Raw genomic sequence first — 14,790 nt, 5'->3', positions numbered from 1 at the left:
CGCGGCAATGACATTACTGCCCATCCGGAACTGAAACTCGCCCGGTGGGTGGCCCGTGAGCTCGACCCGGAGGCGGCCGCACGCACGACCCTGTACACCAGCTGTGAGCCCTGCACCATGTGTGCGGGCGGTATCGTCCGCTCTGGCCTCGGCCGGGTCGTTTACGCGCTTTCCGCCGAGCAACTCGTCGAGCTCAACCCGGCGTCGGGTCAGTGGCCGACGGTAGCGCAGGACGGCCCTGCCCTGTTCGGCGAGGCGCGCGCCCCTATAGACGCCTACTACCGGCCGCACTGATGCGCCCACCTCGCACCGAAGTCCGCCGGGCACCGGGAGCCGTCCCGGATACGGTTGCGCCATGACGCCCCGGCCCCAGCTGGCCAGGAGCTGCTCGAGCCCACGCTGCACGGGTGGCGCCGGGGCCGGCAACGGCCACACGCCCTCACCGAAGCGCCCGTGAACGGCGGGGGGGGGGCTGCCTTTCCCCGCGCGGGGGAGACAGCGGTACGGACACTCCTCCCGAGGCCGGCTCGAGGCCGGTCCTCTGGGACGATGCCGGGGCGACGAAACGCCGGGACGATAGTGCACATGACCACCACCCGACTCGTCCCCGGCCTCCCGCCCCCGCCTCGCTGGGCCGTCCGGGCGGCCCATGCCGCCGCGCTGGTCACGTTGCCGTCCGGGGTGTGGCGCCTGCTGCTGGCGGCGGGTTTTACCGCCGGGTACACCGGGACCGGGTACGAGGCGATGGGCTTCACGGGCTGGGGTGCGGTGTACGTGGCCGGGCTCAGTATGGCCGGGGAGTTGCTGGCGCTGCTCACACTCGGACTGGTCCGGCCGTGGGGTGAGATGCTGCCGCGGTGGATCCCCCTCGTCGGCGGGCGCCGGCCGGACCCGCGCATGGTCACCGTGGCGGCGGGCCTCGGCGCCGGGGTGCTGACCCTGGGCCTTGCCCAGTTCGCCTTCTGGTGGGCCTTCCCCCACCCGGGCATGACCCCTGGCGGCAACACCCTCGCCGGCCTCCTCTACCTGCCTCTCGTCGCCTGGGGGCCACTCCTGGCTGCCGTCACCCTCGACTACCGCCGCCGCCGCCGGCGTCGCGTCGCGGGGGCCTGACCGGTCCGGCCATGCCGGTGTACGGCGCACAGTGCATGTTCGCGTGGACAGCAGCACCGTGCGCAGGCCGGATTCTCACCCGGGGGTGGGGGCGGTTCGGGTACGGGGGACTACAGTCTTGCCCCAGACCGGCCGTGACATACGGCTTACCGCCGTACCCGAAGGACTGCCCAGGCCCGCAGCCTTCGCCATTGCCGAGGCTTCAGCACCCGCCCCCCCCCACACACAACACCACGCTCTCGTCCGCACCCGGCACTTCCCCGTCTTCGGTGCTCTGCGCACCCTGATCGGTGGGGCCGCGAAGGGTACTCCAGTGCCAGGAACGCGTCCCGGGGACACGTTGCACGAGCCGGCAGCCGGCAAGGTGGCTGTCGCGCCGCACGACACCCCGCTGCCCGCACGACACCCCGCTGCGCCCCGGCGATCTGGCGTGACCGCGGAGGACTCGATCGCCGTCGACTCCTCGGCGTCCGCCGCACCCCGCCATGGCCGTGCACGCCGCCCAGCAGGGTGGTGTGCTCACGACGAACGCGATCGAGGTTGGGTCGGTGAACGCGTGGATCGGCCGGGCGGTCAGGGCCCGTGGGTATTTCCCGGACGAGACTCGCCGTCATGAAGTGCGTCTGCATGGCGGTCATGTCCCTGGACCCTGTCGGCAAGGGCCTGGCCCGCTGGGCCATGTGCGGGAAGACCGTCCTGGACAGACCGTTGTGAATGCCTTCGGTATCACATCTGGCGGCCGGCTCTCCGTAGCCCGTCGGTAACCCCAGCCACCCTCGACGCATCGTTCGATCGGTGGACCGGCGCCGGCGGGAGGTGGTTTCCGGTACTCGTGAGGATGGCGTACGGTGGGGTCTGCCGACGCGGGGTGGAGCAGCTCGGTAGCTCGCTGGGCTCATAACCCAGAGGTCGCAGGTTCAAATCCTGTCCCCGCTACTGCTTCAAGAGGGCCCGGATCCGATGGGATCCGGGCCCTCCCGCATTCCTGGCCGCCCCTGGGCCCACGCCCCTGACCTGCCACTTGGCCTGGCCTGGGCTGTGTGTGCCCAAGAGGCCGGGGCGGAGACAGGTCTGGTGATTCGAAGGCACTGCCGCGCCCCGGCGTCTGTGTTTCGAAGGCGGTTGGATGTTTTCTCCACCGAGTGCGAGGCGGCGGTCCCTGCCTCGGCCGGTTTGCCGGACAGGGTGGCTACGACGCCGGCTACGTCACCGGGTGCTTGGGGAACTTCGTCGCCGCCGCACAACGGGCCAGGGCCGGGAACGGCGGGATCGTCGTCTGTGAAGCCGGCGCGTGCTTGTGGGCTTGTGCTCCCCGCACGGTGTCCGTGATGGACGCCGTGTTCAGGGGGCGCCGGTGTCCGCGATCCGCGATCCGCGATCCGCGGCCCGCGGTCCGGCGCCCGCGGTCCGGCGCCCGCGGTCCGGCGCCCGCGGTCCGGCGCCCGCGGTCCGGTGTCCGTGGTCAGTGCCGGGCCCGGGCGAGGAAGGTGTGGTACCAGGCGAGGGTGTCGTCCAGGGTGGCCTCGAGGGCGGTCGGCTTGATGCCGAAGGTCTTCTGGATCGCGGTGGAGTCCATCACCTGCGGTTCGGTGTGCTGGTAGAACAGCTCGGCGTAGGAGTCTGTGAAGACCTCGTCGAACGGCCCGAAGGGGCGCGGCTCGCTCATGATGGTGATCTTCAGGGGCTGTCCGGTCTTCCGTTCGATCTCCTGGAAGATCTCGCGGGTGGTCCGGGCGGGGCCGGTGGGCAGGTGCCAGACGCGGCCGTCGCCGTCGGGGTGTTCGCCCAGGGTGGCCAGGCCGGTGGCGACGTCGCGGATGTCGGTGTAGCTGTGGGGCAGGTCGATGTCGCCCAGGCCCAGTACCTCGCCTCCGGTCAGGGCGCCGGGGAAGACGGCACCGCCCAGGGTGGAGTTGAGCACGCCGGGGCCGACGAAGTCCGCCGAGCGGCCGAGCACGACACGGGCCCGGCCGTCGCGGTGCGCGGCCAGGTACTTCTCGTCGAGGGCGGCCCGCATCCTGCCCTTGGCGCCGGTCGCGTTCCACGGGGTGTCCTCGGTCATGACCCGGCCGTGTGTCTCGCCGTAGGGGTAGAGGGTGTCGAGGACGACGAGGCGTGCCCCGGTGGTCTCCACCGCGCCGAGGACCGCGTCCTGGATGCCGGGCATGACCTCGACCTGCAGGTGATAGGCGGCATTCACGCAGTGGTGGACCACGCCGGCGCCCTCGATCGCCGTCAGTGCTCCCTCGAGGGTGCTCACATCGCCCTTGCGGCGCTCGACTCCGTCGACGGGCGCGCCGGTGCCCGAGCGGTCGACGAGACGGACCCGGTGGCCCCGGCGGGCGAGTTCGGCGGCGACGGCGGTGCCCGCGGGGCCCGCACCCAGGACGACGTGGAGTTCAGCGGCGTTCATGAGGATGTCCTCCAGCTCTTCGGACGGGCTGTCAGCCGCGCGCGGCAGCCCCTGAGTTACAATGAATCACGACTGTTAGACACTATAACTCTCTTGGGTGTCATCCAGGCAAGACCCACCGAAGACCCCCACCCGGGACACCACACAGCACAGGAGGAACACCATGGCCGCCGCCGCAACCAGCCCCCGGGACCGCTACCGCGAACAGACCCGCACCCAGATCAAGGACACCGCCCTCGCCCAACTGGCCGAAGGCGGACCCTCCGCCGTGGCCCTCACCCGCATCGCCAAAGAAATCGGACTGTCCGGCCCGGCCCTCTACCGGTACTTCGCCAACCGCGACGACCTCCTCCACGCCCTGGTCCGCGACGCCTACGACGACATCGCCACCACGATCCGCCACACGGCCACCGACCTGCCCGACAGCCCCACCGCCGCCCTCCACCGCCTGACCGACGCCTACCTCGACTGGGCCACCACGCAACCCCACCGCTACCTACTGATCCAGGGCAACCCCATCCCCGGCTACGCCGCCCCACCCGACACGATCCGCCGCGCCCGCGCCGCCATGGGCCCCTTCGTGAAAATCTTCGCCAACGGCCGCCCCACCCCCGCCGTCCAGCCGGTCGTCGACGAAATGACCACCTGGCTGCACCAGGACGAAACGGCCGCCGACTGGCTGCACGAATACACCGGCCTCACCCCCGACGACCCGAACGCAGGCTGCGCCCTCGCCGGCCCCGTGCTCGCCTGGTCCCACCTGCACGGCACCGCCCACCTGGAAGTGTCCGGCCAGTACACAGGCATGGGCCACCACGCCCGAACACTCCTGAGAGCCCAGATGACCATGCTGGCCACCGCCTTTCACCTCACCTGACCCCCCTCCGCCCCCCAGCCGGGCGCCCCCGGGCAGCGGGCCAGGGCGGCGATGGGGCGGCGATGGGCCGGTTCTCCAGGTACACCGTGCGCACCGCAACGGGCTTCCCGACCGCGTACAGCGGCGGGCCTCGGCCGGCCCTCCACGCGGGAGGTCGGCCGGGTGCCGGACCGGCAGCTTGAAGGTGGTGGCGTGCACGTGCTCGGCCGTCGGGAAGTCGCCGGCGGCGGGCGCTGGAGGGTCAGCGTAGCCAGGCAGCAGGGCTCTTGGGGTCTGGAACAGCGGGTGGTGTGGAGCGAGCAGGCGGAGCCCGGTTGGTCCGTCTTGGTGGCGCCTTCGGCATGACGGCCTCGAGGAACCGCTCCAGGGGCAGCCCTTTGAGCCCGGCCGGCTCGTACCGCAGCGGCAGCGCGTACCAGGACGGCCGGACAGAGCCCGGAACCTGCGGCACCCGGATGCCCGGCACACCGCCGAGGGCAGCGCACATACGCGTCGCGACGGACCGGGGCCTAAGCGAGACAGCCGTCCAGGCGAGACAGCCGTCCAGGCGGGGCGGCTGGGAGAGGGCGAAGGCGGCGGGCGGGTGGATCCGTAGTTTCAACCCCATGCCTGTGACCGCGAAGCACGCCGGCGGGTGGCCGGTGGGTGGCGGTCGGGGGTGGTGAAACGGTAGCCGGCGGCGATCAGCCGTGGCAGGTAGGCGTTCAGGGCGGCCACGGTCTGGGAGCGGTCGGCGCCGGTGCCGGGCTGGGGGTTGTCGTCGCCGCCCTCGACGCCGTCGTGGTTCAGCACGATGGCTCCGCCGGCCGCTCCGGCGAGGACTCGTTCGGCGATGGTGCCGGCGCCGGGGTTGGTCCAGTCCTTGGGGTCCACCGACCAGGAGATCGGACGGAGGCCGAGTTCGGCGCAGAGGGCCAGGGTACTGTCGGTGAACTGGCCGTACGGGGCGCGGAACAGTACGGGCCTGTGGCCGCTGATACGTGTGATGGCGTCTTGGGCGCGCTGGATCTGGCCGCGGACGTCAGCGGGGGCCAGGCCGTCGAGGCGGGGGTGGGACCACGTGTGGTTTCCCAGCACATGCCCCTCCCTGACGATCCGGCGGACCACCGCGGGGTAGCGCACGACATTGTCACCGCAGACGAAAAACGTGGCGCGGACACGGTGGTCACGCAGCCTGTCCAGCACCCGCGGTGTGTATTGCGGGCTGGGCCCGTCATCGAAGGTGAGGGCCATGACCATGGGACCGGCGTTGACCACCTCCTCAGGCGTGGGGACCGGCTCGGACACGGCGACCGACGCCACCGGAGTGCCCAGACCGAGCAGCACGGTCCCACCGGCCGTGAGCAGCCGACGGCGCGACAACGGACGATCAGTCGGCGGCACAAGGCCATTGTGCACAAGGGCCTGCCCGGGGAGGCGGTTCGCCGGGCCGATGCCGCACCTGGGAGGGGGAGAAAGCAGAGCATGGGCGCGTGGTCGAGCAGCCTGGTTCGGGCCAGGCCGCGGTCACGCACAAGCCGCGGGCGCCTATCGATCCCTCCACGCCGAAGGCGCCACCGAAGCCGATCAGCCAGGCTCCACCTGCCCGCTGCACACGCATCCGCTGTTCCGCACCCCCGGCGCCCTGCTGCCCGGCTACGCCGACGAACTGGCCCGCCGACCGGCGGCTTCCCGACGGCGGACCACGTGCACGCCACGACGCTGAAGCTGCCAGTGTGGCATCGCGAGGGCGAGGTCCGCCTCGCCGACGCCTACACCGCCGCCATCGCCAAAGTCGCCACCCACGCGAAGGACCTGACGTGACCTCCTCCACCGTCACCCCCGACCTTCTGGACGACCTCGTCCGCACCGCCGCACGGGACGGCATCGAGAAGAGCGTCGTCGGCGCCGTCACCACCGACCCCGACGACAAGGTGCTGCTGCACCGGCCGGCCGACGACTACCTCGGCGGCCTGTGGGAACTGCCCTCCGGCGGCGTCGAGCCCGGCGAGAGCCTGATCGGGGCCCTGCGGCGCGAGGTCGCCGAGGAGACCGGCCTGACCGTGGCAGAGGCCGGCGGCTACCTGGGGCACTTCGACTACCGCTCCGGCTCCGGCCGCCGCACCCGGCAGTTCAACTTCGCCACCGCCGTCACCGGGCACACTGAGACGGGTAGGGAGGGGGAGTAGTGCCGGAGAAGAACCTTGATTTCGGGAAGTTCGGCGCCCGAGGCATCAGGGGCAGTGACGCCGTGGCCCGCAAGCTGGACGAGCTCGCTGGCGGCATCGCGACCCCGGTGACCGTCAGGCGGGGCTGGATAGCGCGTCTGCACTACCTGACGAGGTCGGGCAAGAGCCGCCAGGCCGCACAGGACGCGGGGCTGACGGTCACCGACCGGACGCTCAAGGCATGGCTGGAGGGCAAACGCCAGCCGTCGAAGGCCAGCCTGGCGAGGATCGATGCCGCGTATCGGACGGTGCGCCGGCAGAACGTCGCCCGGCACCTCCTCAAGCGCCTGAACCGGCAGGGGCGCGGGACGCGGGTGGAGATCCATCCCCTGGACCAGTCCCAGGTGCCGCGGCCGCTGCAGCGCGTCGTGGAGTACCGGACGATGAACGTGCGCCGCTGGGACCGCATCGTCGGCGCCTGGGCGGCCGGCGACTACCAGGGCCTCGATGCTGCCTGGGACGACACGATCGTGGACCTGGGCTCGCAGTGGGGGCAGTACGAGTACGTCACCAACCTCGGCTTCGCCGCCTAGAAGAGCAGCGGTTCGTTTACCCACCGTTGGGCTGCCGCGAGGTCGGGTGCGGTTCCGGCGGGGGCGTAGGAGAACCCGTCCCACTCCTCCAGGGCTCTCGGCTCGCTGGGGCGGAGGTGGCTGGCGCCGCCGCCGTGGAGCGGGCGGTGGCGGCGGTAGATGTCCAGCGGTGGGCGGCGCCGCTTGTGGTACGCGGCGAGCTGGTCGTCGAGGTTGAGGCGGGGGACGGCGCGGGAGGGCTGGTTCGGCGGCCCGGGCCGAGAGTGCTTGCCCATGGAGGTGACGTTCTCAGGCCGCGACCGTCGTCGGGCGGGATGCCGCGAGATCCTTCGCGCGGGTGCGGACCTCCTCCACTGCGGCGGTGCTGTACGGGTGGGCGGCGGCCAGCAGGACGTTGAGGCGGGAGGCGACGAGGGTGGAGTCGACGCGGGCAGCATGGTCGAGAGCCTCTCGGGCCGCGGTGGCGCCCTGCTCCGGCTCGCCCTCGTCGAACAGGGCGGCGGCCAGCCCGATGCGGTCCATGACCTTGACCCGGTCGAAGCCGGGCCTGCGCAGGGCGATGGCGTCGGTGAAGTGGCGGCTGGCGGGCCTGCGGCTGCGGTCGTGGCTGGTCTGGGTGAGGTCGCGGGCGGAGACGGCGCGGGCGCCGGCGTGCTCGGCGGCGTCGAAGTACGCCACCCAGCCGGGCACGTCTCCCAGGCCGTCCGCGACCAGGCCGTCGGCGGCGCCGAGGTGGCGGTCGGCCTGGCGCTCGTCGCCGAGGGCGGCGTGGACGCGTCCGGTCTGGGAGGCGACCAGTGCCCTGGTGGCGGGCAAGGTGGCCTTCTTCGCGGCGACGCCGAGCAGGCCGAGGGCATCGCGGAGGTGGCCGAGGTAGATCATCTGGTGGGACATGCGGGTGACGATCTCCACCCCGCGGTCGCGCTGTCCGGCCTCGCCGGCGGCGTAGATGCCGTACGACCAGTACCGCTGGGCGGTGGCGTACCGGCCGCTGTCGTGACTGACCCACCCGGCCAGCGCCGCCAGATCGGCGGTAGCGGCGAAGACCCGGGACTTCAGCGAGGGCGGGACACCATCTTGGACGCGGCGGGCGGCCTCGGCGAGTTGAGCGACGATCGCCGAGCGGTACAGCCCGCCGCCCCGGGCGGCGTCCGCCGTGGTGAAGAAGGCGGTGACCTCTTCCAGGGCGGCGGCGGTGTCGGCGTCGAAGCCTCTGGCGTGGCGGCCCACGGCGTGGGCGGTGCCGCCGAGCATCCGTTCGGCGGCGAGGATCAGCGAGGCGCCGAGGGCGAGCTTGAGGGTGTCGCGGCGGTCCAGGAAGAGGTCCATCTGCGTCCATCCGGCCAGGGTCTGGGCGGCTGCCTCGGTCAGCAGCGGAAGGGCGATCGTATCCAGCACCGCCCCGGCGGCCGTCAGGTCGAGGCCACCAGGAGTAAGCGGCTGGCCGACCGCATCGGGGAGCACGGCGGCGAGCAGGGCGGGCACCGGCGGGCGAGGTCGCTCGCCGTCGATCCACCGGCGGACGCGGGTGGCGTCCGGGGCGATCTGCCGGTGACCTCGGCGGACGGCCTCAGCGGCGACACGGCGGGCGATCTCCCCGTGGGACAGGCCGCTGGCAGCGACCCACAGGGCCAGGTGCGGGTTGCTGGATCTGCCGGTCATCACCGTCTCGCCCTCCCCGACTTTGTGTCACGGAGCGTGGTTTTTTCGCCACGGTTCGCGGCACCCACCGTACTGGCCTCGCCCGGCGCACGGGGAGGATTCTTCTCTTCGCGGGAGCTGCTGGGCTTCCGCTTCATCGAGAGGGGAAGGGTGAGCACATGGCGACTCCTACCGCTCAAGCACCGTGGGCGCTGCGGCTGGTGACCGACCGGCTGCCGGCGAGCCCGCTGCCGTACGCCTCCGTGATGCTGGACGACGCGACGCAAACCGCCCGCTACACCGACGCCGGCGGCCAGGTGGTGGAGATGGGCAAGCACGGCAGCTCGGAGACCAAGGGCACCGCCTCGATGTCGGGCGGCGGCGACGGCAAGGACCCGCAGCCGCAGACCCAGGACGACGTCACCACCGACTACGAGTCGGACTGAGACGCCGTGGCTCCCCTCGTCCTGGTCATCACATCCCTGGAAGACGTCACCGCGGACTGGGTCATCGAGACGCTCAACGAGCGTGAGGTACCCGTCGCCCGCGTCGACCCTGCCGACATCGGGCCCGAGCTGACCTTCGGGGCCCGCCTCGGCGCCGGGGCCCCGGTGTGGAGCGGGCGGCTGCGCACGGCCAGCCGCGAGGTGGAGCTGGGGGAGGTGGCGGCGGTGTACTACCGCCGCCCCACCCCGTACACCACCCGCTTCGCGCACCTGCCGCCCCAGGCCCGCGACTTCGCCACCGCCGAAGCCCGGCACGGCCTCGGCGGCATCCTCAACCACCTCCACGGCGTCCGCTACGTCAACCACCCCCTGGCGGTGACGGCCGCGGACTTCAAGCCCGCCCAGCTCCAGCAGGCCGCCCGGCTCGGCCTGACGGTGCCCGAGACGCTGATCACCAACGATGCCGAGGCCGCGGCGAAGTTCGCCGCCGAACACGGCCCGCTGATCTACAAGACGTTCCGCGGCCTGCCCCAGGACGAGGACGGGAACGCCGGCGCGATCTGGACCCAGCGCATCGACCCAGCGACCCTCGACGACTCGCTCGCGGTGACCGCGCACCTGTTCCAGACCGAGATCCCCAAGACAGGCGACGTGCGCGTCACCATCGTCGGCGGGCGGGTGTTCGCCCAGCAGATCGCGGCTCCCGACGGCGCGCTGGACTGGCGCCGCGGCGACTGGAAGGCACTGGAGCACACCCCCATCGCCGTCCCCGCCGTTATCCAGACGGCGCTGCACGCGTACCTGGCGGCCTTCGGTCTGGTCTTCGGCTGCTTCGACTTCGCCCTCACCGGGCCCGGCAACCATGAGGAGGACTGGGTGTTCATCGAGTGCAACCCCAACGGACAGTGGGCCTGGCTGCCCGATGCCGACAGCATCGCGGAGGCGTTCGCCGACCTCCTCACCTCCGAAGGAGGCCGGACGTGACGACGATGCCCACCGACGTCGACGCGGACGCCGCGCAGCTCCGCAGCGCGATGGCCAAGGCCCTGGCCGAGAACGGCGTCCTCGCCGATCCGGCCTGGCGGCAGGCGGTCGAGACTGTGCCCCGGCACCGCTTCGTGCCCGGCTTCTACCTGCCCACCAGTATCTGCGATCAGCAGGGGCTGACTATCTGGGAGCCGGTCACCGCCGAGGCGGACTACAGCCGGTGGCTGGCCGCCGCATACTCCGACACCACGCTGATCACCCAGTTCGACGGCGACGAACCCGACTGGAAGGCACCACACGCCCGGCACGGCGGGGCTCCGACCTCCTCCAGCACATTGCCATCGTTGGTGGTGCGGATGTGGGAGGACGCCGAGGTGGCCGAGGGACACACGGTGCTGGAGATCGGCACCGGCACCGGCTACTCCACCGCGCTGGCCTGCGAGCGCCTCGGCTCCGCCGACGTCACCAGCATCGAGGTGGACGCCCGCCGGCTGAAGCAGGCCGCGAGCGCGCTGTTCGGCCTGGGCTACACCCCCACCCTCGCTGTGGCGGACGGCCTGTACGGCTACTGGCCCCAGGCGCCCTTCGACCGAATCGTGGCCGCCTGCTCCTTCCGCGCCGTCCCGCCCGCCCTACTGGCCCAGATCCGCCCGGGCGGGAAGATCCTGCTCACCCTCTCAGGCTGGCTCTACGGCTACGCCCGCGTCCTGCTCACCGCGGGCGGCGACGGCACGGCCGAGGGGCCGCTGCTGCCCGGCACCGTGTCTTTCATGTCCGCCCGCACCCACGCCGCCCCGGTGTTCGGCAACCCCGCCCACTGGGCCGCTGACCTGCCGGAGAAGCGCCGTACGGCCCGGCATTCCCCGGAGCGGATCACGGCGGCGACCGAGGAGACGTTCCACCTGCGGTTCCTCGCCCAGTGCGCCGTCCCGGACGCCCAGCTGGTCACGGTCGGCGACGTGGTGCACCTTGTCGACGTCGTTACCGGCTCCGCCGCCGTCCTCAACCCGGAGGGCGGCCGGTGGGAGGTGCACGAGGACGGTCCGGTGCGGCTGTGGGAGCGCATCGAGACGGTGCTGGATGCCTACGACGAGGCGGGACGGCCAGGTCCGGAGACGTTCACCCTGCGCATCGAAGCTTGCGGTGGGCAGAACCTGCGGCACCTGAGGCTGCCCGGTCTGATGCTGCCCCGGCCCTGACACGGTTAGGGAATGCAGTCTCCTGACGCCCGGGGCAGGGAGCGCGACAGCCCCTGCCCCGGACGCCAGGTCATGGAGCGCGGAGAGCGAGCCAGGGGATCACCGCACGTGACTGCCAGGGACTCGGCGTCGGCCCGGCTGCCGGCGTCCTGGGCAAGGTAGCGGCAGGCCCAGTCCCGGTTCTCTGGAATGCCCTGTGGTACCGCCGGGGCCCGGACCCTCTTGGATCCGGGCCTGTCGCATTCCCAGCCGTTTTCTACCGCGGGTTCCTGCTGGTTGTGGTGCTGGTCCAGCGCATCCCCAAGGCGTTGAGGTCGGTGCGGCGTTGTGCGGTGAGTTTGCCGGCCCGTTTGCGGATGTTGTCGAGGGCCATGCCGAGCTTCACCGCCTGGGGCTCCCCGGCGCCGCCCTGAGGGCCTGTCGGCCCGCCTTCCGCGAGGTGCTCGATGTGTTTCCTTGGGACGTTGAGGTGTCCTTCGCGGGCGTGGTATTGGCGTGCGGCCCGGAGGTTGAGGGCCCATTTGTCTTCCTGCGTGCGTTTTACGGGCTGCTCGTCTTCCCCGGCGGGGGTGAGGCCGAGAACGTTGGCGAGCATCCACTGCTGGACCGGCAGCAAGCCGTCCCAGCCGAGACGGCAGGCGGTCGCCCACCGTCCGAGGTCTTCGCCCTGCACAACGAGCTCGCCCCCAACCGTCGGCATCGTTCCGCCGCTTTCGATGTGGGCTTGTGCGAGGCGGAAGCAGCGCTGCCATCCGGTGTCCCATGCCGGGCACCAGCCCGGGTCGATCTCCTCCAGCGCCTCTCGCCGCGCCTTGGTGAGGGCTTTCACCCCGGCCGGGACGGGGAGGCCGGCTGCGCGGCGTCCGGCGATGGCATCCGCGAGCCGGGCCGCGGTGCGCTGGTTCTTCGCCCAGACCCCGACCGGGTAGCCCTCCCAGACGGCGGTGGCCGGCGGCAGGAAGTGCCCGTGCACCTCAGCCCAGGCCCGTGCGGCGGCGAGTCCTTCCTCGAACGCGACGTCCTGGTGCGACCAGACCATCCCGAGCCCGTCCAGCTCTGCGGCCCGGTCCGGGGCCAGGCGTCCGGCCTTGTTGAAGCGACGCTGGTCAGCCAGCCATGTCCCCAGCGGAAACCCGGCAGGCGACCACTCCGGCGGGGTGACGAAGTCGTACGGCACCCGCAACTGCGCGGCGCCGGTCTCCTTCACGTACCGCATGCACGCCTCGATCCCGCGCCGCCAGAAGGCGTTCTCCGGCTCGATCACCCGCAGCTTTACGAACCGCGCCAGCTGCGCCGGGTCCCGGGGCGTGCTGAACTTCAGCAGCTCCCTCGCGGGCACACTCGGCCCCCGTTCACCCTCCAGCCGCTCCTGGTCGCCTTCACCGGCCCCGGCTTTCTCCTCCTCGGGTTCGTAACTGCCGGTGCGCACACGGGGGTCGGCGAGGGCTTCGATGGTGTCGGTGTCGTGTGCGCGGAGCGCTTCGAGGATCTTCGCCAGGGTTCCGTAGGCCGGGGAGGTCAGTATTTCATCCGGGCTTTCACCCGGCGCGAGGAATACGGGAACGATTAGCGAAGCGATCTTTCCTTCACCGGGCTTCATACGGAGTGCGCGGCCGACCATCTGCACGATATCGACCATCGACCCTCGCGCATCACAGAATGCAACGGAATCACAATTCGCCGTATCAACGCCTTCGCCCAGTACCCTCACGGAACTCAGCACGCGCAGAGCGGCTGGCCGCAGCCCGTCCTGGTCCTCGATGACGTCGGAGGCGAACTCGTCCAGCACGGCCCGCCGGTGGCCGGGGGAGTGCTCGCCGCACAGCCAGTCGGCCCATACCCGCTCCGGCGACGGGAACCGGCGCGGATCGTCCTCCCACAGCCGCTCGGCGACGTCGACAACACCCTCGGCCATGGCCTCGGCCTCGGAGACCTTGCTGTGAAAGGCCAGGATCTTCCGCAGCCGCTCCTGCGCGGCAGCGGCCAGGATGCCGGTCTGCAATGCCGCGAGCCGCGCCCCGCGTACCTCGTCCGAGCCGGCGCTGGCGGCCTGCTCGTGCGCTTCGTGGAGTTCGGGGTCGGTGATGTCAGCGCACACGACTTGGTAGGGCGCGACCAGGCCGCGGCTGATGGCATCGGACAGGGTGAGCTTGAACGCCACCGGCCCGAACACAGGGGAGTCGGGGTCCATGCTCGCGATCAGCCGCGGCTCCTCTCGCCCGTCACCGCGGGTGCCCTCGGCCGCTTCCCAGATTCTGGCAGTGGCGGTCATGTAGAGCCGGCGGGCCGCCGGGATCTTGGTCTGGTCATGTACGGCCGCCCATGGCCTGCCCGCGTCCCCGCTGGTCCGGTGCGCCTCGTCCACGACCATCAGGTCCCACACACCCAGGTGGGCGCGTTGCAGGATGCCGAGGCCGACGGAGGCGTAGGTGGCGAACACCGTGACCCGTTCCAGCCCCCGCACCCACGCCACGAGCTCGGCCGGATCCGTCGTGCAGGGCACACCACCGGAGTCCTCGGCTCGTAGCGAGCAGACCCCGATCATTACCCCGGTGCGGCCGTCCTCTCTCCATGCGGCCGCTGTCTGCGTCAGCAGATCCAGGGTCGGCACCAGGACCAGCACTCGCTGCGCCCCCAGTTTCCGGGCGGCCTCGGCGGCGATCAGTGTCTTGCCCGAGCCGGTCGCGGCGATGACCTGGGTCCGCAATCCCTCGGCCGGCATGTGTCCGCTGAGGGGGGTCTGCAGAGCACGGAGGACGGCATCGACCGCCTCCACCTGATGCGGGAACAGTTCTTTCCTCGACATGCCTTTTCCCTTCGCCTGTTCGCGCCTGACACTTTTTCGGTTCCACTGGAATTCAGTTATGGCAGAAACCACGAGAGTCGAATAACCCGGATTTTTCAGCTCTTCAAGAACGGGATTCCGATCGGGTGGGGATGCCCCGCCCGATCGCGCCGAACCCGTGACGGGGACCGCCGCTCTCTCCATAACGTAGCGGGCCAGTCAGAATGACGCACACTGCCCTTCTGAAGCCTCCCGGTCCGCCCATCTCCTCCACCCAGGGACCGCCATGGCGGGGTCGCCTGCCACCTCACCCGACCCCGCCCCAACTAGACAATAAAACAGACATCCTGACGAATCGTCACTCAGCGTCACCCGACACTCGCGTGCTGATCCTGCTAGCCCAGGAACGCGCGGAGCGCGTTCCCTCAGGCCGGATCGCGGAGCGATCCGAGCCCGAGGCCAACGGAGTTGGCCTCCCGGGCCACGGAGTGGCCCGGATCTCCGGGACGGAGTCCCGGAGCACCCCACGGAGTGGGGTGCTGCTCCCGCCGCGTAGCGGCGGCGCGTCGTGTCTGCGGAGCAGACCGCG

The 14,790-nt window shown here is 71.3% G+C and carries 13 protein-coding genes, 1 tRNA gene and 1 pseudogene; 10 read left to right on the top strand and 5 right to left on the bottom strand.

The window, feature by feature from the left end; genetic code table 11:
• The 4 genes and pseudogenes from ACX9I7_RS31760 to ACX9I7_RS31745 all read left to right on the top strand — a co-directional run.
• A partial coding sequence (locus ACX9I7_RS31760) for a nucleoside deaminase (protein WP_459389289.1) occupies positions 1-294 on the top strand: 294 nt, incomplete at its 5' end.
• 291 nt (positions 295-585) lie between these two features.
• Positions 586-1,113 carry a hypothetical protein gene (locus tag ACX9I7_RS31755; protein ID WP_459389288.1) on the top strand — a complete coding sequence of 176 codons (528 nt, stop codon included), beginning with the start codon at positions 586-588 and terminating at the stop codon, positions 1,111-1,113.
• Positions 1,114-1,628: 515 nt separating this feature from the next.
• Positions 1,629-1,877, top strand: a pseudogene (locus ACX9I7_RS31750) (transposase); the annotation flags it as partial.
• A 98-nt stretch (positions 1,878-1,975) separates the two neighbouring features.
• Positions 1,976-2,049: transfer RNA gene (locus ACX9I7_RS31745), tRNA-Met, on the top strand.
• Positions 2,050-2,575: 526 nt separating this feature from the next.
• Here the strand turns inward: ACX9I7_RS31745 and ACX9I7_RS31740 are convergent.
• Positions 2,576-3,526, bottom strand: a complete 951-nt coding sequence (locus ACX9I7_RS31740; RefSeq protein WP_459389287.1) for an NAD-dependent epimerase/dehydratase family protein — start codon at positions 3,524-3,526, stop codon at positions 2,576-2,578.
• 163 nt (positions 3,527-3,689) lie between these two features.
• Between ACX9I7_RS31740 and ACX9I7_RS31735 the strand changes: the two genes are divergently transcribed.
• On the top strand, positions 3,690-4,403 hold the full coding sequence (locus tag ACX9I7_RS31735) for a TetR/AcrR family transcriptional regulator (RefSeq protein ID WP_459389286.1): 714 nt from the start codon (positions 3,690-3,692) through the stop codon (positions 4,401-4,403).
• Positions 4,404-5,000: 597 nt separating this feature from the next.
• Here the strand turns inward: ACX9I7_RS31735 and ACX9I7_RS31730 are convergent.
• Positions 5,001-5,786: a polysaccharide deacetylase family protein gene (locus ACX9I7_RS31730; protein WP_459389285.1), complete on the bottom strand. Its 786-nt coding sequence runs from the start codon at positions 5,784-5,786 to the stop codon at positions 5,001-5,003.
• Positions 5,787-6,202: 416 nt separating this feature from the next.
• On the opposite strand from ACX9I7_RS31730, the gene ACX9I7_RS31725 reads away from it, so the two are divergent.
• Together ACX9I7_RS31725 and ACX9I7_RS31720 are read left to right on the top strand one after the other, a co-directional pair.
• Positions 6,203-6,571 carry an NUDIX hydrolase gene (locus ACX9I7_RS31725; RefSeq protein WP_459389284.1) on the top strand — a complete coding sequence of 123 codons (369 nt, stop codon included), beginning with the start codon at positions 6,203-6,205 and terminating at the stop codon, positions 6,569-6,571.
• Positions 6,571-7,143: a transcriptional regulator gene (locus tag ACX9I7_RS31720; RefSeq protein ID WP_459389283.1), complete on the top strand. Its 573-nt coding sequence runs from the start codon at positions 6,571-6,573 to the stop codon at positions 7,141-7,143. Before ACX9I7_RS31725 ends, ACX9I7_RS31720 begins: the two co-directional genes overlap by 1 nt.
• On the opposite strand, the gene ACX9I7_RS31715 is transcribed toward ACX9I7_RS31720, so the two are convergent.
• Entirely contained in the window at positions 7,140-7,418 is a 279-nt protein-coding gene (locus tag ACX9I7_RS31715; protein ID WP_459389282.1) for a DUF6087 family protein, read from the bottom strand. The genes ACX9I7_RS31720 and ACX9I7_RS31715 overlap by 4 nt on opposite strands.
• 13 nt (positions 7,419-7,431) lie before the next feature.
• Positions 7,432-8,805: a Tat pathway signal protein gene (locus tag ACX9I7_RS31710; RefSeq protein ID WP_459389281.1), complete on the bottom strand. Its 1,374-nt coding sequence runs from the start codon at positions 8,803-8,805 to the stop codon at positions 7,432-7,434.
• 158 nt (positions 8,806-8,963) lie between these two features.
• Between ACX9I7_RS31710 and ACX9I7_RS31705 the strand changes: the two genes are divergently transcribed.
• From ACX9I7_RS31705 to tgmC, 3 genes are read left to right on the top strand one after another with little or no spacing between them, the layout of a single operon-like run.
• Positions 8,964-9,230, top strand: a complete 267-nt coding sequence (locus ACX9I7_RS31705) for a putative ATP-grasp-modified RiPP (protein WP_459389280.1) — start codon at positions 8,964-8,966, stop codon at positions 9,228-9,230.
• A 6-nt stretch (positions 9,231-9,236) separates the two neighbouring features.
• Complete coding sequence (tgmB, locus tag ACX9I7_RS31700; protein ID WP_459389279.1) at positions 9,237-10,214, top strand: ATP-grasp ribosomal peptide maturase; 978 nt, start codon at positions 9,237-9,239, stop codon at positions 10,212-10,214.
• 5 nt (positions 10,215-10,219) lie between these two features.
• A complete protein-coding gene (gene tgmC / locus ACX9I7_RS31695; RefSeq protein WP_459389290.1) occupies positions 10,220-11,416 on the top strand; it encodes an ATP-grasp peptide maturase system methyltransferase in 1,197 nt (398 codons plus the stop codon).
• Positions 11,417-11,672: 256 nt separating this feature from the next.
• Here the strand turns inward: tgmC and ACX9I7_RS31690 are convergent, their stop codons facing one another.
• The gene (locus ACX9I7_RS31690; RefSeq protein WP_459389278.1) at positions 11,673-14,222 is read right to left on the bottom strand and encodes a helicase associated domain-containing protein; all 2,550 of its coding nucleotides are present in this window, start codon (positions 14,220-14,222) and stop codon (positions 11,673-11,675) included.
• Between the last annotated feature and the right edge of the window lie 568 nt (positions 14,223-14,790).

It is taken from the genome of Streptomyces sp. L500, from assembly GCF_054551825.1.
This window is presented reverse-complemented; position numbering and strand designations above follow the sequence as displayed.